General features: G+C 72.8%; 17 protein-coding genes and 1 tRNA gene. 7 read left to right on the plus strand and 11 right to left on the minus strand.

Annotation, left to right across the window (positions count from 1 at the left end; genetic code table 11):
* Positions 1-5: 5 nt before the first annotated feature.
* Entirely contained in the window at positions 6-869 is an 864-nt protein-coding gene (locus ACA514_RS10470; RefSeq protein WP_375040853.1) for a hypothetical protein, read from the minus strand.
* Between the two features lie 126 nt (positions 870-995).
* Here ACA514_RS10470 and hisN point away from each other — a divergent pair, with 126 nt between their 5' ends.
* From hisN to lhgO, 3 genes are all read left to right on the plus strand, one after another.
* Entirely contained in the window at positions 996-1,799 is an 804-nt protein-coding gene (gene hisN, locus ACA514_RS10475) for a histidinol-phosphatase (protein ID WP_375040854.1), read from the plus strand.
* A gap of 94 nt (positions 1,800-1,893) precedes the next feature.
* Complete coding sequence (locus tag ACA514_RS10480; protein WP_375040855.1) at positions 1,894-2,085, plus strand: hypothetical protein; 192 nt, start codon at positions 1,894-1,896, stop codon at positions 2,083-2,085.
* A 48-nt stretch (positions 2,086-2,133) separates the two neighbouring features.
* A complete protein-coding gene (gene lhgO / locus ACA514_RS10485; RefSeq protein WP_375040856.1) occupies positions 2,134-3,321 on the plus strand; it encodes an L-2-hydroxyglutarate oxidase in 1,188 nt (395 codons plus the stop codon).
* Between the two features lie 4 nt (positions 3,322-3,325).
* Here lhgO and ACA514_RS10490 read toward each other — a convergent pair whose 3' ends face one another.
* On the minus strand, positions 3,326-4,798 hold the full coding sequence (locus ACA514_RS10490; protein WP_375040857.1) for a carboxylesterase/lipase family protein: 1,473 nt from the start codon (positions 4,796-4,798) through the stop codon (positions 3,326-3,328).
* 79 nt (positions 4,799-4,877) lie between these two features.
* Positions 4,878-5,549: a TetR/AcrR family transcriptional regulator gene (locus tag ACA514_RS10495; RefSeq protein ID WP_375040858.1), complete on the minus strand. Its 672-nt coding sequence runs from the start codon at positions 5,547-5,549 to the stop codon at positions 4,878-4,880.
* Positions 5,550-5,653: 104 nt separating this feature from the next.
* Here ACA514_RS10495 and ACA514_RS10500 point away from each other — a divergent pair, with 104 nt between their 5' ends.
* The gene (locus tag ACA514_RS10500; RefSeq protein WP_375040859.1) at positions 5,654-6,493 is read left to right on the plus strand and encodes an oxygenase MpaB family protein; all 840 of its coding nucleotides are present in this window, start codon (positions 5,654-5,656) and stop codon (positions 6,491-6,493) included.
* Between the two features lie 3 nt (positions 6,494-6,496).
* Here the strand turns inward: ACA514_RS10500 and ACA514_RS10505 are convergent, their stop codons facing one another.
* From ACA514_RS10505 to ACA514_RS10525, 5 genes are all read right to left on the minus strand, one after another.
* Positions 6,497-7,306 carry an SDR family oxidoreductase gene (locus ACA514_RS10505; protein WP_375040860.1) on the minus strand — a complete coding sequence of 270 codons (810 nt, stop codon included), beginning with the start codon at positions 7,304-7,306 and terminating at the stop codon, positions 6,497-6,499.
* On the minus strand, positions 7,303-8,673 hold the full coding sequence (locus ACA514_RS10510; protein ID WP_375040861.1) for a cytochrome P450: 1,371 nt from the start codon (positions 8,671-8,673) through the stop codon (positions 7,303-7,305). The genes ACA514_RS10505 and ACA514_RS10510 overlap by 4 nt, the downstream gene beginning before the upstream one ends.
* A 139-nt stretch (positions 8,674-8,812) precedes the next feature.
* On the minus strand, positions 8,813-11,764 hold the full coding sequence (locus ACA514_RS10515) for an AMP-binding protein (protein WP_375040862.1): 2,952 nt from the start codon (positions 11,762-11,764) through the stop codon (positions 8,813-8,815).
* Positions 11,765-11,921: 157 nt separating this feature from the next.
* Positions 11,922-13,571, minus strand: a complete 1,650-nt coding sequence (locus tag ACA514_RS10520) for an AMP-binding protein (RefSeq protein ID WP_375040863.1) — start codon at positions 13,569-13,571, stop codon at positions 11,922-11,924.
* Positions 13,572-13,701: 130 nt separating this feature from the next.
* The gene (locus ACA514_RS10525; protein WP_375040864.1) at positions 13,702-14,076 is read right to left on the minus strand and encodes a DUF3054 domain-containing protein; all 375 of its coding nucleotides are present in this window, start codon (positions 14,074-14,076) and stop codon (positions 13,702-13,704) included.
* Between the two features lie 68 nt (positions 14,077-14,144).
* Between ACA514_RS10525 and ACA514_RS10530 the strand changes: the two genes are divergently transcribed.
* Positions 14,145-14,813: an alpha/beta hydrolase gene (locus tag ACA514_RS10530; protein WP_375040865.1), complete on the plus strand. Its 669-nt coding sequence runs from the start codon at positions 14,145-14,147 to the stop codon at positions 14,811-14,813.
* A 49-nt stretch (positions 14,814-14,862) separates the two neighbouring features.
* A complete protein-coding gene (locus ACA514_RS10535) occupies positions 14,863-15,663 on the plus strand; it encodes an SAM-dependent methyltransferase (RefSeq protein ID WP_375040866.1) in 801 nt (266 codons plus the stop codon).
* Between the two features lie 5 nt (positions 15,664-15,668).
* Here ACA514_RS10535 and ACA514_RS10540 read toward each other — a convergent pair whose 3' ends face one another.
* The 3 genes from ACA514_RS10540 to ACA514_RS10550 all read right to left on the minus strand — a co-directional run bounded on the left by ACA514_RS10540 (position 15,669) and on the right by ACA514_RS10550 (position 17,186).
* Positions 15,669-16,118: a hypothetical protein gene (locus tag ACA514_RS10540; RefSeq protein ID WP_375040867.1), complete on the minus strand. Its 450-nt coding sequence runs from the start codon at positions 16,116-16,118 to the stop codon at positions 15,669-15,671.
* 304 nt (positions 16,119-16,422) lie between these two features.
* Positions 16,423-16,496: transfer RNA gene (locus ACA514_RS10545), tRNA-Met, on the minus strand.
* Positions 16,497-16,541: 45 nt separating this feature from the next.
* Positions 16,542-17,186, minus strand: a complete 645-nt coding sequence (locus ACA514_RS10550) for a TetR/AcrR family transcriptional regulator (RefSeq protein ID WP_375040868.1) — start codon at positions 17,184-17,186, stop codon at positions 16,542-16,544.
* A 62-nt stretch (positions 17,187-17,248) separates the two neighbouring features.
* Between ACA514_RS10550 and ACA514_RS10555 the strand changes: the two genes are divergently transcribed.
* Positions 17,249-18,451 (plus strand): cytochrome P450, encoded by a 1,203-nt coding sequence (locus ACA514_RS10555; protein WP_375040869.1) that lies wholly within the window; start codon positions 17,249-17,251, stop codon positions 18,449-18,451.
* Positions 18,452-18,456 lie beyond the last annotated feature (5 nt).

Raw genomic sequence — 18,456 nt, forward strand, 5'->3', positions numbered from 1 at the left:
CCGGCTCACGAGCCGGACGCGGCGTCCCGGGGCTCCTCGAACAGGCTGCGAGCCCGGGCCTCGGCCTCGTTCAGCGCCCGGACGTGCTCGGGTGCCAGCTCCTCCACGCACCGGGTCATCTCCTCGGTGACCCCGCTGAAGGCGCTCTCCTCGGCGGCGCGCAGCGCGGCCCGCACGCTCGCGGAGCGGGCGCCGAGCGCGGCCCACTCCAGCTCCAGCCGCGCGACGGCCTCGTCGAACGCGCGGGCGGTGTCGGCGCCCGCGTCCCTCAGCCCGTCCGGGATCGGGCCGCGGCCGGACTTGCGGGCCTGCCCGGAGAGCGTGGAGATGCGGCTGGCGAGCATCAGCCCCTCGCGGGCCAGCGGCAGCACCTCGGTGATCAGGTCCGTGACGGCCTTGGCGAGCTCCTCCACCCGGGTCAGCAGGGTCTGCGTCGCGTCCTCCAGGGCGGCGGAAGAGCGCGCGGCGACCCGTTCGGCCACGTCCTGGCGGCTGCGCGCCAGCACGGGGGCGACGTCGCGGTCCAGCCGGCGGCGCAGGTCCTGCTCGCGGGCGTCGCGCTCGCCGGTCCCGGCGCGCTGCGCCCAGTCGGCCCAGAGTCGTTCGATGCGCTCGTCGCCGGACGCGGCGATCTCCGCGGTGATCTCCTCCAACGCCTCGCCGGACCGGGCCTTCAGCCGCTCCACCCGGCCGTACAGCGCCTCCCGTTTGAACGGGTCGTTCAGCTCGTTCAGCTGGGTCTGCAATCGGCGGGAGACGTCGATGGCGTGCTCGGCCAGGGGGACGAGGCGGTCGGCGAGCTCGTCGAGCGTCCGCGCGCGGCGCGGGTCGGTGAGCTCGGCGACCCACCCGGGTAGGTCGTGGGCCATGCGCCCCATGCTGCCAGGTGCGCGCCGCGGGGACCGGCCGCCGCGCCTCACGGGCGGGCCGAAAAGCCGTAACGGCCCGGGGTGAGTGTGTCGGCGCGGGGCGTGATCGCGGTAGCGTGGCACGCCGTGGCGGGCTATTCCGATGACCTGCGTCTCGCGCACGTGCTGGCGGACGGGGCCGACGACATCACGACCAGGCGTTTCCGCGCCCTCGACCTGAGCGTCGAGACCAAGCCGGACCTGACGCCGGTCAGCGACGCCGACCGCAGCGTGGAGGAGCAGATCCGCGGCACGCTGAAGCGGGCCCGGCCGCGGGACGCGGTGCTCGGCGAGGAGTACGGCCGCACCGGGTACGGCAACCGGTGCTGGATCATCGACCCGATCGACGCGACGAAGAACTTCGTGCGGGGCGTCCCGGTGTGGGCGACGCTGATCGCGCTGATGGAGAACGACGAGATCGTGGTCGGGGTGGTGTCGGCGCCGTCGCTGAGCCGGCGCTGGTGGGGGGCGCGCGGCGGCGGCGCCTGGACGGGCCGCAGCCTCACCCGGGCGTCCCGGATGACGGTGTCGGCGGTGACGGACCTGTCGGACGCGTCACTGTCGTTCTCCAGCCTGAGCGGCTGGGAGGAGCAGGGCCGCCTGCCCCATTTCATCGACCTGACCCGGCAGGTGTGGCGGACGCGGGCGTTCGGCGACTTCTGGTCGCACATGATGGTGGCGGAGGGCGCGATCGACATCTCCACCGAGCCGGAGGTGTCGCTGTGGGACCTCGCCGCCCTCCAGGTGATCGTGGAGGAGGCCGGCGGGATGTTCACCGACCTGTCCGGCGTGCCGGGCCCGGACGGCGGCAGCGTGGTGTGCACCAACGGCCGGCTGCACGCCGAGGTGCTGCGCACCCTGGGCGGCGGCCAGCTGTCCCTGCGGGTCTGAGCGCTGGTTTCCCGCGGACTCGCGACATATCGTGGAACAGCGGTCGGCGGACGGCCGTTGAACCATGTGAGCGGCCCGCAAACGGAGGTATCGGATGTCGACCCAGACCAAGATCGCTATCGGCGGCGTCGTCGTCGGACTCATCACCCTGTTCATCCTGCCCGCGTGGGCGAGCCTCATCATCATCCTGGTGGCGCTCGGCATCCCCGTGGCGGGGTACCTGATGCTCGACCCGTCGCAGCGCAAGCGGCTGCGCGCCCAGGGACGCAAGCGCCTGGGCAGCTGACCCCGCCCGCCTGACGGGCGCCCGCCCGGCGGGCCGTAGCATTCCGCCGTGGCGGAGATACGGGTCGGTGTCGTCGGGGCCGGGATCCTGGGGCTGGCCATAGCGCGCCGGCTGACCCGGACGCGGCCGGACATGAAGGTGACGGTCCTGGACAAGGAGGCCCGCGTCGCGGCCCATCAGACGGGCCACAACAGCGGCGTCGCCCATGCGGGCCTCTACTACGCGCCGGGATCGCTCAAGGCGACCCTGTGCCGCCGCGGCATCGGCCTGCTGAAGGACTACTGCGCCGAGAAGGGCTTGCCGTACGAGGAGTGCGGCAAGCTCGTCGTGGCGCGCGACGCGGGCGAGATCGGCCCGCTGGAGGAGATCGAACGGCGCGCGGCCGCCAACGGGGTGCCGGGGCTGCGGCGGCTGACGGGCGCCGAACTGCGCGAGATCGAGCCGCACGCCGCCGGCGTCGCGGCGCTGCACTCCCCGACCACCGCCATCGTCGACTTCCCGGCGGTGGCGCGCGCGTTCGCCGCCGACGTCACCGACGGCGGCGGCGAGGTCCGGCTGGGCTTCGACGTCGTCCGGCTCGGCCGGGCGGGCGGGCGCGTCCGGGTCGGCTCACCGGACGAGGAGTTGCTCTTCGACCTGCTGATCGTGTGCGCGGGCCTGCAGTCGGACCGGGTCGCGCGGCTGGCGGGCGACTCCCCCGACCCCGCGATCGTCCCGTTCCGGGGCGAGTACTACCGGCTCGTCCCGTCCCGCACGGGCCTGGTGCGCGGCCTGATCTACCCGGTGCCCGACCCGCGCTACCCGTTCCTCGGCGTCCACTTCACCCGCCGCGTGGACGGCGGCGTCGACGTCGGCCCGAACGCCGTCCTGGCGCTGGCCAGGGAGGGCTACCGGCGCCGCGACGTCCGTCCCGCCGACCTGTGGGAGACGCTGCGCTCGCCCGGCTTCCGGCATCTCGCGCGGCGGCACTGGCGGACCGGCGCGAAGGAGCTGTACGGGTCGGCGGTCAAGCGGGCGTTCGTCGCGCAGGCGCGCGGGTTCGTGCCCGAGCTGACCGCGGACGACGTCGTCGCCGCGCCGGCGGGCGTCCGGGCCCAGGCCGTGGACCCGGACGGCTCGCTGGTCGACGACTTCCGCATCGGCCGCATCGGCCCGGTCGTGACCGTCCGCAACGCGCCCTCGCCCGCGGCGACGTCGTCCCTGGCGATCGCCGAGCACATCACCGCCGGCCTGTGACGCGTCAGGACCAGAGCTCGCGGTCGGCGCCGCGGGGGTCGTGGACGAGCTCGTCCGACGGGTGGCCGAACAGCTTCACGGCGCGGGCGGACGGGTCGAACCGGTCCCAGCCGGGGTCGCCGTCCACCGCGAACGACACCCAGGCGCGGTGCATCCGGTCGGCGAGGTCCTGCGGCGGGTTCGGGCCCGCGAGGCCCTCGGGCTCGGCGGTGAGGTTGTCGAAGACGAACCCGAGCTCCAGCGCGTGGCAGGCGCCGAGGTCGTGGTTCGGGGACCGCCAGCCGAACTCGTACATCCAGGTCCCGCCGGTGCCGCCGGACGCGGCGTGCCGCTCGGCGAGCCGGTTGGCGGGGACCCGGAACAGGCTGTCGGTGATGATCGTCGCCATCAGCTCGCCGGACGCGGCGTCGGGGTGGCGCTCCCGGTAGGCGGCCGCGACCGCCGGCGGCACGCCCATCCCGGCGGTCGCGGCGAACACCAGGTCGTCGTTGACGGCGGCGGCGATCCCGGTCGGCATCAGGAACAGCCGGAACTCCTCGGAGGTGTAGCCGGCGAGCAGGTCGACGTCGCGTCCGGCGCCGTCGCGGACCGCGTCCTCGGGCCGCCGGGAGAGCAGTTCGCCGTCCAGCACGGGGGTGAGCGACATGCCGCCCGCGGCGGTCGTGGCGCCCCACCGGCCGGGGTCGGGCAGCGCGGTGACCTCGGCGGCGACGGCGGACTGGATCGGCAGGACCGCGGCCGGAGCGAGTCCGGCGAACCCTTCGGCGGTCGGTTCCACGCCGAGCCGGGCGGCCATCTCCTTGGTGACGAGCAGCGCGTCCGCCGGGTCCTGCGCGATGGATCCGGCGCCGCTCTGCGCGATCGCGCGGTGGAACAGGCCGAGGTCGAGGGAGAGCAGGGTGCTGACGCTCATCGCTCCGGCGGACTCGCCGAACACCGTGACGCGGGCGGGGTCGCCGCCGAATCCGGCGATGTTGTCGCGGACCCACTCCAGCGCGAAGATCTGGTCGAGCAGCCCCCGGTTGGCGGGCGCGCCGGGCAGATGCGCGAAGCCCTCGACGCCGAGCCGGTAGTTGATGCTCACGCAGACGACGCCGTCGCGGGCGAAGTTGCGGCCGTTGTAGACGTCGACGGCGCCGGACCCGTTGCGGAACGCGCCGCCGTGGATCCACACCATGACCGGCAGCCCGGACCCGCCGGGCTCAGGGGTCCAGACGTTCAGGTTGAGGCAGTCCTCCCCCGGGATGACCGGGTCGGGCAGGAGCCGGTCGTAGGGGCGCGGGTAGCCGGGCTTGGGCACCGTCGGCCCGTACTCGACGGCGTCCCGGACGCCGTCCCACCGCTCGGGCGGCTGCGGCGCCTTGAACCGGTTCGCGCCGAACGGGGGCGCCGCGTAGGGGATGCCGAGGAAGGCGGTGACGCCGTCCCTGGTCGTGCCGCGAACGTCGCCGTACGCCGTCCGAACGACCGCCTCCATGCCGCGCCTCCGATTCTAGAACGAAATTCGACAAATCAGAGAGTACGGGACGGGCGCCCTCGAGCGGAATGGGCCGGAATCAGCCGACGCCGTCGGCTCCGGAGCGGAGCATCCGGGTGAGGTAGTCGCGGGCGAAGGCGCGGATGGCGTCCTCGTCGTCCAGGGCGAGCCCGCCGCCCGGGACGAGCAGCAGCGACACCGCGACCCGCAGCAGCACCTCGGCGACGGCGTTGTGCTCCTCGGCCCGCTCGGGGCGGGCCCGGCGCAGCCGGTCGGCGAGGACGTCGCGGGCGGCGAGCATCACCGCGCCGCCGTTCATGCTGAGCTGCGGCAGGAACGCCTCCGGCTCGCTCTGCAGGACGCGGGTCATCAGCGGGTGCGTGCGGGCGCTCTGCAGGCCGGCCACGAACCCCTCGACCACCGCGTCCTCGGGCGACGCCAGGCCCTCGGTCGCGCGGGCGATCCCGGTCAGGAAGCGGCGGCACTCGCGCAGGATCACCGCCTGGAGGAGCTGCTCCTTGTTGCTGAACCGCCGGTAGATGGTGGTGCGCGCGACGCCGGCCCGCTTCGCCACGTCCTCCACGCTGACCCGGCGCAGCCCGTAGGTCTCGAACTCCCCGAGCGCGGCGTCCAGGATCCGGGCGTCGAGGCCGTCGCCGTCGGCGGCGGGATCGGAGAGGCGGGCGAGCAGCCCGTCCGCCCGGCGGTCGGACGGCGGGGCGCCGGTCAGGGAGGTCGCGTCCGTGGTCATGGACGCACCCTAACCGCCCCGAAGGCCCCGTCCGCGCCGGGCGGCGCAACATAGCTACAATTATCGTCGTTCTGTTCCACACGCGTCTCCCCCCGGCGGTGCCCATGACCGACCCAGCGCCCACACCCCTCGGCCCCGGCTCCCTGACCTGGCGGTACTTCGGCGACACCCGAATGCTGCTGGTCGGCCCGCGTGCCGCCGTGCTGCAGAACATGCTCCCGGCGCTCGGCCAGGGCGTCCTGGACCACTCGGTGTTCTTCTCCGAGACGTTCGCGCGGCTGAAGCGATCCGCCGGGCCGATCCTCGACACCGTCTACGGCGGCGACCGCTCCCCCGCGACGGGACGTCAGGTCCGCGACTTCCACGTCGGCATCAAGGGGACGATGCCGGACGGCTCCCGCTACCACGCGCTCGATCCCGAGACCTACTACTGGGCGCACGCGACCTTCCTCGACAGCATGCTCTACTGCATCGAGACGTTCGTCCGGCCCCTCGGCGAGGCGGAGAAGCGCCGCATCTACGAGGAGTCCAAGACCTGGTTCCGGATGTACGGGGTCAGCGACCGGGCCATGCCGGACGACTGGGAGGCGTTCCAGGCGTACTGGAAGCGGATGCTGGACGAGGAGATCGTCGCGCACAAGACCGCCCGGTACGGCGTCGGCTACGTCACCAAGGGCCTGCCCGCGCCGCCGAAGGTCCCGGCGCCGGTGTGGCGGGCGGTGTCGCCGCCGCTGAACGCGGTCGCCCGGTTCATCACGGTCGGCGGCCTCCATCCCCGGATGCGCGAGCTGCTGGACCTCCCGTGGAGCGCGGCCGACGAGCGCCGGTACCGCCGGTTCGCGGCGGTCGTCCGCCGCGGCAACGCGCTGTGGCCGCTGCTCCCGGACTCCGTCCGCTACCTCCCCCAGGCCCGCAGGGCCTTCCGCCGCGCCCGCACGCGGTGACGCTCACGCGCCGGAGCGGATTCTGGCGTCGTAGGTCTTGCGGGCCTCGGGGTCGTAGTCGAGGAAGATCGTGTCGAGGCCGTAGCGGCGGGCGACCGCCTGCTTCAGCCGGTCCGGCAGCAGCGCGCCGAACCTGATCTGCCGGCCGAGCGCCTTCGGCACCACGACCTGCGGGCGGGGACGGCCGATCAGCGCGGCGACCGCGGCGGCGATCTCCTCCGGCTCGCAGTTGCGCATCCCCTTCGGGCTGCGCGTCCCCGCGATCAGGTCGGTGTTGGTGAACGTCGGCAGCACCGCGCTGACGTGCACCCCCTTGCCCTGCACCTCCAGCCGCGCCGCCTCGGTGAACGCCACGACGGCCGACTTGCTGGCGTTGTAGAGGGCGAGGCCCGGCGTCGGCATCACCCCCGCGACGGACGCCACGTTGATCACGTGGCCGCGCCCGCGCGGCAGCATCCGGGCCAGCGCGAGCTTGGTGCCCAGCATGACGCCGTGCACGTTGATGTCCAGGCAGCGGCGGGCGTCGGCGTCGCTCTCGTCTGTGACGGGCCCGATCGGCATGATCCCGGCGTTGTTCACCAGGACGTCGAGCGGCCCGGCGGCGTCCTCGGCGTTCGCCAGGAACGTTTCGAACGACGCGCGGTCCGTCACGTCCAGCGGGAACGCGGCGGCGCCCAGCGACTCGCCCGCTTCCTTGACGGCGGCCTCGTCGATGTCGCCGACGACCACCGCCGCGCCCCGCGCCTTGAGCGCGCGGGCGGTGGCCAGGCCGATGCCGCGCGCCGCACCGGTGATCGCGATGACCTTGCTCACGGGGCCTCCTGAAGCCGGTCTAGGCGGACGGGCAGGCCGTCCTTCGGGGACGGCAGGGACGTGGTGTCCAACGGCCATTCGTACCGCGCGGGCACGCTCCACCGGTAGCGCTGGAGCACCTGGTGCAGGATCGTCTTCACCTGCATCCCCGCGAAGTACATCCCGATGCACTTGTGCGCGCCGCCGCCGAACGGCGACCACGCGTACTTGTGCACCTTGTCCTCGCGGCGCTCCGGCGAGAACCGGTCGGGGTCGAAGGTGTCGGGGTCCTTCCACCACTGCGCCATGCGGTGGTTGCTGAGCATCGGGACGACGACGGTCGTGCCGGCGGGGATGTGGTAGCCGAGGATCGAGGTGTCCTTGACGACCCGGCGCGGCAGCGCGGGGACGGGCGGGACCATCCGCAGCGACTCCTTCATCACCATGTCGATGCCGGTCAGCTCGTCCAGGTCCGCGTACTCCAGCGACGGCCGGCCGAGCCGCTCCGCCAGCGCGAACGACTCGTCGCGCAGCCGCTCCTGCCATTCGGGGTACTTGGCCAGGTAGTACGCCATCGTGGTGAGCGTGATGGTGGTGGTGTCGTGCGCCGCCATCAGCGCGAAGATCATGTGGTTGACGACGTCCTCGTCGGTGAAGCGCTGCCCGTCGTCGGTCTCCGCCTCGCACAGCGCCGCGAACAGGTCGTCGCCGCCGTCCCGGCGCTTGGCGGGCAGGTGCTGGTAGAAGAACGCCTCCAGCTCCCTGCGGGCCCGCAGGCCCTTGTTCCAGCGCAGGCCGGGGACGTTGAACCGGACGTAGGCGGTGCCGGCCCGAACGGCGTCGATGAACGCGCCGTTGACCCGGTCGGCCTCGGCGCGGTCCAGCTCGACGCCCATGAAGACGTCCGTCGCGAGGTCGAGGGTCAGCTGCTTGACGTGGTCGTAGACCTTGAAGCCGGATCCGGGGTCCCACGCCTCGACGCCCCGGACGATGCCGGGCACCATCGCGTCCATGTAGGCGCGCAGCCTCGGCCGGGTGAACGCCTGCTGCATGATCCGGCGGTGGTGCAGGTGCTCCTCGAAGTCCAGGAGCATGATGCCGCGGTTGAAGAAAGGCCCGATGAAGTAGCTCCAGGCGGGCCCGTTCGCGAACGCCTTGTCCCGGTTGACCAGTACCGCCTCGGCGGCCTCCGGGCCCTGGACGGTGCAGGTCCGCATGCCGAGCAGCCAGCCCCACGCGATCGGCCCGTACTCCTCGTAGCGGCGCCGGGCCATCCCGATCGGGTCGCGCATCACGCTGAGGGTGTTGCCGACGTACGGGATTCCGGGGACGCCGGGGACCGCCTTGAGACCGCTGCCCTCCGGCGGCGGCGCGAGCACGCTCGTCATGAACCCTCCGGACGCGCCGCCCGGACCGATGCCGGGCGTGCAACAAAAGTGCAGTTTCTGTCGCTTTGTTGTAACGCAGCGGACATCCGTAAGTCCAGGCTTACGCCAGGTTAGTTACGCCTCGGATCAGATCTGGCGCTCAGCGCGCCTCGCGGGCCGCGGGCGCGCGCAGCAGCCGCCGCCGCGCCGCCTCCGTCAGCGGACGGTACGCGCCCGCCCGGTCCCGGTAGTACACCCGGCCGTCGTCCGCGGCGGGGATGCCCTCCTCGCGCAGCGGGGCCGTCCGCAGCCGCCGCCCGGCCGTGACCGGCACCTCGTCCACCACCCGGACGATCGACGGCCGCAGCCCGGGATCGACCCGCAGCAACGCCTCCGACAGGTCCACCGGCTTCAGCCCGGCGCCCTCCGGAGCCGATCCGGCCCCGGCGCCGCCGCGCAGGCCGACCGCCGCCGCGGCGAGCTCGCCGTCGCCCGCCGGAATGCCGTAGACGGCGACGGTGTCGATGTAGGGCAGGTCGCCGAGCGCGTCGCGGATCGGCCCCGGCGGGACGATCCCCTCCGCCGTATGGATCAGCTCGGCGTCCCGCCCGACCAGCCAGAAGTCGCCGTCGTCGTCCCGCCGGAACAGGTCGCCGGTGATCGTCCACGCGTCCTCGGGGCGGAACACCCCGCGCACCGGGCGCGCCGCGGACCCCACCGCCGACGGCCGGACCCGCGCGAGCAGCATGCCGATCTCGCCGGGCCCGCACTCGACCGCGAGGCCGTCCGGGCCCTGCACGAGCCGGCCGCTCTCCAGGTCGTAGCGGGCCAGCCGCACCTCGGCGCTGCCCGGCAGCGGCCGGCCCAGCGAACCGGGCTTCTTGCCGCTGAGGTTCACCAGGACCGCCTCGCCCTCGGTGGAGGCGTAGAACTCCAGCACCCGCGCGGGCGCGAACCGGTCCTCGACCCGCCGCCACAGGTTGCGCGGCATCCCCGACCCGATGAACAGCCGGACGGCGTGGTGCCGCTCCGCCGGGTCCGGCGGCGCGTCGGCCAGGTCGCGCAGCAGCGTCCAGGTGTAGGACGCGACGGTCACCCCGTAGCGGCGCGCCTCGTCCCAGAACGTCTCCGGGTCGTAGCCGCCGGCGAGCGCCAGCCGCGCGCCGCCCGCGACCGCGCCGCCGAGGCTCATCAGCAGCGCCGACGGGTGCTGCAGCGGCGTGATGCTGTAGACGGTGTCGGCCGGCGACAGCGCGGCGGACGAGGCCGTGCCGAACGCCGACAGCGCCCACCGCCGGTTGGTGATCCGGCTCGCCCGCAGGTGCTCGCCGTCCCCGCTGAAGATCACGAACGCGAGGTCGCCGGCCCGGCCCGGGTTCGGCCGGTACCACTTCGGCGGCTCGACGGCGTCCGGGTCGATCCGCTCCATGTCGGTCAGCGGGCCCCGGTCGCCGCGTCCGGCGCCGCCGAGCACGTAGCCCTCCACCCCGTCCAGCCGGGCGGCGCGGGCCGCGTGCTCGGGGTCGGCGATGACCCGCGTGATCCCGCTCAGCGCGGCCTCCGCCGCCGGATCGCCGTCCGGGCGCAGCAGCACCGCGACCGCGCCGAGCCGGCTCAGCGCCGCGACCAGCGCCAGCGCCGTCGGCCGCGTCCCCATCAGCACGCCCACCGCGTCCCCGTGCCGGACGCCGATGTGGATCAGCCCCCGCACGATGGCGTCGATGCGCCGCTTCGCCGCGTCGTGGGTGTGCGCGCGCCCCTGGTAGAGGAAGAAGACCTCCGCCGGCATGCGCCGGGCCTGCTCGTCCAGCAGCAGCCCCATCGACATGCGGGTGTTGGAGTGGATCCGCTCCAGCCGGGCGAGCCGCGGCAGGTTCTGCGCCGCCTCGCCGGTCAGCTGCCGCGTCCCCTGGACGGCCCGCGCCGCCGTCCGGAACGCCGAGCGCGCGGCGTTCGTCCCGATGCCCATCGCCAGCTGCAGCCCGTAGCCGGCGGGCCCGCCGGGCAGGGCGGCCGGCGGCGCCTCCTCGTCCCCGTTCACCGGCGCGACGATCTCGGGCAGCTCCCCGTCGCCCTCGCGCCAGCGCACCCACGCCGCCACCGACGGCCACGTCCGCGAGATCGCGAGGCTGCCCACGACGAGCCCGAAATGCCCGGCTCGCAGGCACGCCTCGTACACCTGGGCGCGCGGCGCGGCCCGCCGGATCCCGCGCACCATCGGCGGCGCCGCGATCTCGTCGACCTCGCCGACGAAGGTCAGCACCGGGCACGTGATGTCGGCCAGCGTGACGAGGCGGTCGCCGATGACGAACCCGCCCGTGAGCATCCGGTTGTGCTGGATGAACTGCCGGATGAACTCGGCCAGCGCCGGGCCCGGCCACGACACCCAGCCCTCGCGCTCCAGGAACCGGCGCTGCCGCTCGCGCGGCGCCAGCCGCTCCCGGTCGTGCAGCTGCATGATGAACTCGGCCCGCGACCGCACCGACTTCACCGGGCTGAGCAGCTGGAACCCCAGCCGCGTCACCCAGCCCGGCACCGCGAACCCGCCGAGCATCCAGTCCGGGATCCGCTCGGCGCCCTCCGTCGCGATCCAGCTCGGCAGCCCGAACGGCAGCCCCACGCTGGTGTCGGCCGGGCTGCCGAACGTCACCACCGACGCGACGCCCTCGCTGCGCCGGTACGCGGCCGCCTGGTAGACGAACATGCCGCCCTGCGAGTACCCGGCGAGGTGCACGTCCCTGCCGGTGATCGCCCGGATCCGGTCGACGGCGTCGCTGACCGCCACCACGTGGTCGGTGACGGTGCGCTCCAGCCCGCCCGGCTCCCGCTCGGGGGCGCCGAAGTCGACCACCCACGGGTCCACGCCGAGGTCCCGCAGGACCCCGACCGCGCTGACCCGCGAGGAGATGTCGTACACCTCCGCCGTGATCATCAGCGGCGGGACGAGCAGCATCACCGGACCGTCCGCCGACTCCGGGAAGTAGTGCCGCAGCCGGTACACCCGCTGCTCGGTCACCACCTCGAACGGGGAGGCGTCCTCCTCGGTGTCGAGCCCGCCGAACCGGGCGACTTCCAGGGCGTTCTGGGCGGTGGAGCCCAGGCGGGATCCCAAACTCAGGAGCGCAGCGACCCGGGGGGCGTGGGGGGTCGTCCCCCCTCGAACTGCACGGAACAGGGACTTGGCAACCGGCATCGTCGACCCTTCAGAGCGTCAACGCCATGTTGTCCGTTATCACCGGCATTAGCAATTGGACGGCGCGTGCAGCGGCTCACTTCACCACGCGGGCACCGTCCATCTGCCCGTCCTTGAGCCGTTCCCACATGTAGCGGCGGCGCGGCTTGCCGCTGGACGTCCGCTGGATCAGCCCGGCGCCGACCACGATGGTCACCTCGACGTCCTCGCCGACCCGGCGGCGCAGCATCTCCCGCACCTCCGGCACCCACGCCTCGTCCTGCGTCTCGGCGAACAGCGCCAGGCCCTTCTGCCCGGCACCGGGCACGCCGACGACCACGATGCGGCCCTTCCCGAGCCCGCTCACCTCGGCGATCTTGGACTCGAGGTCCTCCACGTAGACCGACCGGCCGCGCACCTTGATGCTGTCGCCCATCCGGCCGAGCACGAACAGCTGCCCCTCGTGGAAGAAGCCCGCGTCGCCCGTGTAGACCTTCCCGTCGATGAACCGCGTCGACTTGGCCTCGGCGCCCGCGTAGTACCCGGGGCACGCCGACGCGCCGCCCACGACGATCTCGCCGAGCACGCCCGCGGGCATCTCGCGCCCGTCGTCGTCGACGATGGTGACGGGGACGTCCTCCTCCGGCGTCCCGCACCCGACGATCCACCCGGCCTTCGCCCCGCGCGACCGCGGGCCGAGCGTGTGCTCCTCCAGGATCCGCACCGGCTCCCCGAACGACAGCGACTGCGGATCGGGCCGGACGGCCAGCGGGTCGCGCAGCTCCTTGTCCATGGTGACCAGCAGCGTCGTCTCCGCCATCCCGTACGCCGGGCGGAACGCCGTGCGCGAGAACCCGAACGGCTCCAGCAGCTCCGCGAAGACCTCCAGCGAATGCGGGTCGATGGGCTCCGCGCCGATCAGCGCCATCTTCCAGCCCGACAGGTCGAGCCCCTCCAGCTGCTCCGGCTTCACCCGCCGCGCGCAGTAGGCGTAGGCGAACGGCGGCGCCGCCGTGTGCTGGGCGTCCGCGAAGCACCGGATCCACCGTGCGGGGTCGCGGATGAAGTGGTCGGGACGCATCAGCCGCAGGTTCCCCTGCCGCGCGATCGGGGTGATGAACGTCCCGATCAGGCCCATGTCGTGGTACAGCGGCAGCCAGGACGCGACGACGTCGGTGTCCTCGAACCCGGCCGTCCGCGCGATCAGCTCGCAGTTGGCCTCCAGGTTGTCCCAGGTCACCATGACGCCGCGCGGCGCGCCACTGGACCCGGAGGTGAACTGCAGCAGGGCCAGCTCCCCGGCGGGCTGCACCGCGGCCTCGGCCTCGGCCCGCCGCGGCAGCCACGGGCCCCCGTCCAGGCCCGCCTGCGCCATCGCGCGTCCCGCGTAGTCCGAAAGCCCCTCGGACGCGACGACCAGCGCCGGCCGGGCCTGCGCCAGGATCGCCGCCACGTGCGCGACGTAGTCGTCCCCGTCCTGGAACAGCGGCGGCGTGATCAGGCACACCGTGGCGCCGGCCGCCCACACCGCGAAGTAGGTCTCGACACAGGTGAAGTCCGTGGGCAGGATCAAGCAGACCACGTCGCCGGGCCGGACGCCCTCCTCGATCAGCGCTCCGGCCGTGCGGCGCGCCGCGGACGCCAGCTCACCGTAGCCGCGGAAGTCCCAGCCGCCGTCGTCGGCCGCCAGGTGGACGCCGCGTCCGGTGTTCGGCTTGTCCAGCCAGTCCCGCAGCGCAGATGCCATCGTGTCCCCTTCGACATGCTTGCTCGGTCACCCACGTGACTCGCGGGTAACTTCACCAGCACCTCGCATCCGGCGTCAACCGGCCCGACCGGCAAACAGACCGGCCGGTCATTTGGAGAGATCCAACAACTCAGACACGCTCCGGTTTGTCACCCCGGGCGGCCTCCAGACCCCGCGCCGCACCCCGCCACCCGACCAGCACCAGGCCCAGGAACACCAGCGCGACCAGCACGAACGTGAACGCGATCCCCTGCCCCGAAACGACTCGCAGGACCATCCCCACCGCGACCGTCGACAACCAGACGCCGACCCCCACCGGCACCGCATCGGCCCGCCGGCGCCACACCCGCAGCAAGGCCCACCCCGCCGCGATGCCCACCAGGAACGGCCACGCGGTACCGAGGAACCCGCTCACACTTCCGGCCTCGTCATGCGAGCTACGCCCGATCCCCACGAACACGAGCACGCAGCAAACATCGAGCACACCCGCCACCACGTTCCGCATAACTCCAGGTTATGTCCGCCTTCCCGAAGCCCCGCGACGCCCCCGGCACATCGTTCTACGATGCTTCCATGACGATCGTCCTGGTGCACGGAGCCTGGCACAGCCCCTGGTACTGGCGGGAGGTGACGCCCCACCTGAACACCCCGGCCGTCACCGTGGACCTGCCCAGCTGCGGCCCCGCCCACGGCGACCTGCACGACGACGCCCGGGCGATCAAGGAGGCCCTCGACGCCCACACCGACGTCACCCTCGTCGCCCACTCCTACGGCGGCATGCCCGCGACCGAAGCCGCCGCGGGCCACCCCGCCGTGCGCCACCTCGTCTACGTCGCCGCCTACAACGCCGACGAGAACGAGACGCTCATGACCTTCGCCGCCATGGCCGGCACCGAACCCAACATCAACCCCCAGGTCGACTGCGACTTCCAGGACGGCCTCCTGGTCTTCAAACCCGACCGCGCCGAGGACGTCCTCTTCCACGACTGCCCGGACCCCCGCGAGGCCGCAAGCCACCTACGCCCCATGGCCCCGCCCTTCGCCCAGCAGTCCCCCGACAGCATCGCCTGGAAGACGATCCCCTCCACCTACGTCATCTGCACCGAAGACCGCGCGACCGCCGTAGGCGTCCAGAGAACCCTCAGCACCCGCGCCGCCCACGTCCACGAACTCCCCTCAAGCCACTCCGCCTTCCTCTCCCACCCCACCGACCTGGCTGAGATCATCAACGCCGCCTCTTGATCATGGAAGGATGAAACGGTCGTGGCGGACCCTTTAGGAAGAAGCCCTCATGACCGACACCTCACCTCCCGTGGACCTGCGCACGGACGTGCCGCATCCCGCCCGGGTGTACGACTTCTACCTCGGCGGCAAGGACCATTTCGGGGCCGACCGCGAGTTCGGCCGCAAGATCCTGAGCCTCTGCCCGCAGTTGCGGCCGCTGGCCCAGGCCAACCGCAGGTTCCTGGCCCGCTCCGTCGGCGTGCTCACGCGCGACTACGGGGTCCACCAGTTCCTCGACCTCGGCACCGGCCTGCCGACCTCGCCGAACCTGCACGAGGTCGCCCAGGGCGTCGCTCCCGAGTCCCGGGTGGTGTACGTCGACAACGACCCGATCGTCCTCGTCCACGCCCGCGCGCTGCTGACCAGCCGCCCGGAGGGCTCCACCGACTACGTGGACTCCGACGTCGTCGACATCGACCGCATCATGCAGCAGGCGGCCCGGACGCTGGACTTCAGCCGACCCGTCGCCGTCAGCGCGCTGGCCCTGTTCCACTTCCTGCCCGATCCCGCCCCCGCCGACCTGCTGGCGAGCCTCCGCGACCGCCTGGCGCCCGGCAGCTTCCTGACGATCAGCCACGTCCTCCCGGCGCTGCGCGAGGTGGCCGAGGCGTACCAGGGCGCGATGGGCCTGGGCACCCTGCGCGGCAAAGACGAGATCACCGCCCTGTTCGGCGATTTCGAACTCCTGGACCCCGGCCTTGTGGACCCGTACCTGTGGAGGCCCGACCTGGCCCCTCAGGAAGCGGCCCCCATCGAGGAACTGGCCGGCCTAGGCGCAAGCGCCGTGGCCCGCAAACCAACCAACTAACCAGGTCACCGGTGCCGGGTGTACAAGGCGAGCCGGGGGTGACCGCCGCGAGGGCCATACCGGCTGGTGATCGGCAGCATGCCGTAGAGCAGCCCCCCGTACAGCCCTGCCCGCGCCGAGTACAGACGCTTGCCCAGCACGGCTACCCCCGCCACCGCGACCGCCGAGGGCGCACGCGTGACCACCTCGCTGGTGCCCAACTCCGTCACTAGGCAATACAGCATGTGGACGGCGTCGATGCGGTCCGTGAACTCACGGATGCCGCCGACGCCGGAATGCCCGACCACCACGCTCACCGACTCGTCGCGCATGCAGATCCCCAACGTGACAACGCCGGCGACCCCCGGGTACAGCCGCCCGCGCCCCTCTCGCCAGGCGGCGGTCGACGTCATGCACTCCCTTTCGCCGACGGCCGCACTTTCGCGCACGTGGACGGCGATCAGAGCAACGCCCACAGAAGAAAACCTTGCGAGTTCCCCTCTAACGAACTGGTCACTCAAGCTGCGCAACAGGAATACATGCAGAAGCGCGAAGGGCGAAGCCCGAGCGTGAGGCCCGAGCGTGAGGCGAAGGGCGAAGCCCGAGCAGGGGGCAAGGGGCGAAGCCCCAAAACAGGGCGCAGAGCAACAACCCGCACCGACAAGGGGGCGTGGGGGCGGAGCCCCCACATCGGGGGGCCCGGGGGGTCGCCCCCCGAAAACGGCGAAGGGCCCTCCGGGGAGCAGGCGAAGCCTGCGACCAGGAGGACCCTAGGACCCGTAGCGGGGGCAGGATTTGAACCTGCGACCTCTGGGTTATGAGCCCAGCGAGCTACCGAACTGCTCCACCCCGCGGTGATGTCTTAACTCTATGGGGCGGTGGGTGCTTGCGCAAACCGGTTAGGGCGGGGGCGTGGCGGTGGCGTGAACGGGGGCTTGGAGGGCGGCGGTGAGCATGGCGGTGAGGTCGGCGGTGAAGGTGTCGTGGTCGAGGAGGGTGGGGTCGGGGTGGCCGGGTTCGATGCGGCCGGTGCGGTCGGCGAGGGCGGCGGTGAGGAAGGCGATGGCGACGGCGATGCGCTCGAGGGCGAGGGGTTCGGGGAGGCGGGCGCGGCAGGCGGTCTGGAGGAGGTCGAGCTGGCGGGTGAGGGCGGTACCGGCGAGGAGGGGCGGGACGCGGTGGCCGCGGATGCCGGCGCGGCCGGCGAGCTGGGCGGTGATGCGCAGGAAGTCGCGGCCTTCGGGGGTGCGGAGTTCGGCGGTGGTGGGTTCGACGATGGCGGCGACGACGGCGTGCAGGTCGGCGGGGTCGAGGGTGGGGAGGGAGGCGGCGCGGGCGGGTTCCATGCGGTCGACGCCGGCGCGGAGGATGGCTTGGAGGAGGCCTGCGCGGGAGCCGAAGTGGTAGGTGATGGCGGAGTCGTTGCCCTGTCCGGCGAGGGCAACGATGTCGCGGGTGCGGGCGGCGTCGATGCCTTCGGCGGCGAAGAGGCGGGCGCCGGCGCGGATGAGGCGGTTTCGGGTGGCGCTTGCGTCTCTCGGCACGCGATGATACTAACAGGGGGCGTTAATAACGGTGCTCGTTATAACCCTCGGAGGGCCGCGCCATGGACGACGTCTACGACCCGTTCGATCCCGGATTCCAGGCCGACCCGTACCCCGCGTACCGGCGGCTGCGCGACGACGATCCCGTCCACCGGCACGACGGCCCGCCGTTCTGGGCGCTGTCGCGGTTCGAGGACATCTGGGCGGCGACGCGCGACGCGGAGACGTTCTCGTCCGCGCAGGGCCTGACGTTCTATCCGGACGAGATCGGCACGCTGGGCCTGGCGCCGACGATCGTGATGCTGGATCCGCCGCGCCACACCGTCCTGCGCAGGCTGGTGAGCCACGGGTTCACGCCGCGCCGGATCGCGGCGCTGGAGGAGATGCTGCGCGCGTTCGTCCGGGAGAACATCGCCCGGATGGAGCGGAAGGCGGCCGACGGCGAGATCCCCGACCTGCACGGCGACTTCTCCGCGCCGCTTCCGACGTTCGCGCTGGCGCACCTGCTGGGCGTCCCGGAGGAGGACCGGGCGCGGTTCACCCCGTGGGTGCGGGCGCTGACGACGCTCCAGGACGACGGGTTCGACCTGAAGGCGTTGAAGGACGACGCGGTCGCCGCCGTCGGGGAGATGTTCGAGTACTTCACCGGCGTGATCCAGGCTCGCCGGGACGACCCGTCCGACGACCTGATCAGCGCGCTGACGGTGGCCGAGGCGGACGGCGAGCGCCTCACCGACTGGGACATCCTCGGGTTCTGCTTCGTGATGGTCGCGGGCGGCAACGACACCACCGCCAACCTGATCTCGCACGGGGTCGCGCTGCTGGACACCGACCACGCGCAGCGCGAGCGGCTCGCGGCCGACTTCTCGCTGATCCCGAACGCGCTGCTGGAGTTCCTGCGGCTGGAGGCGTCCGTGCAGGCCCTCGGGCGGACGACGACGCGCCCGGTCACGGTCCGGGGCACCGAGATCCCCGCAGGGCAGAAGGTGATGATGCTGTTCGGGGCCGCGAACCGGGACGAGCGGGAGTTCGGCCCGACCGCCGGCGCGCTGGACGTCACCCGGGAGATCCCGCGCCACCTGGGCTTCTCCAGCGGCGTCCATTTCTGCATCGGCTCGCACCTGGCGAAGCTCCAGGCGCGCGTCGCCCTGGAGGAGCTGCTGAGGGCCCATCCGCATGTGGGCGTGGACCGGGCGAACGCCCGGCGCATCGCGTCCCCGTTCACGCGGGGTTGGATCTCCCTCCCGGCGACCGGGCTCGGATAAGCGAG

Source organism: Actinomadura sp. NTSP31 (assembly GCF_041951385.1).
Classification (GTDB): Bacteria; Actinomycetota; Actinomycetes; order Streptosporangiales; family Streptosporangiaceae; genus Spirillospora; species Spirillospora napierensis.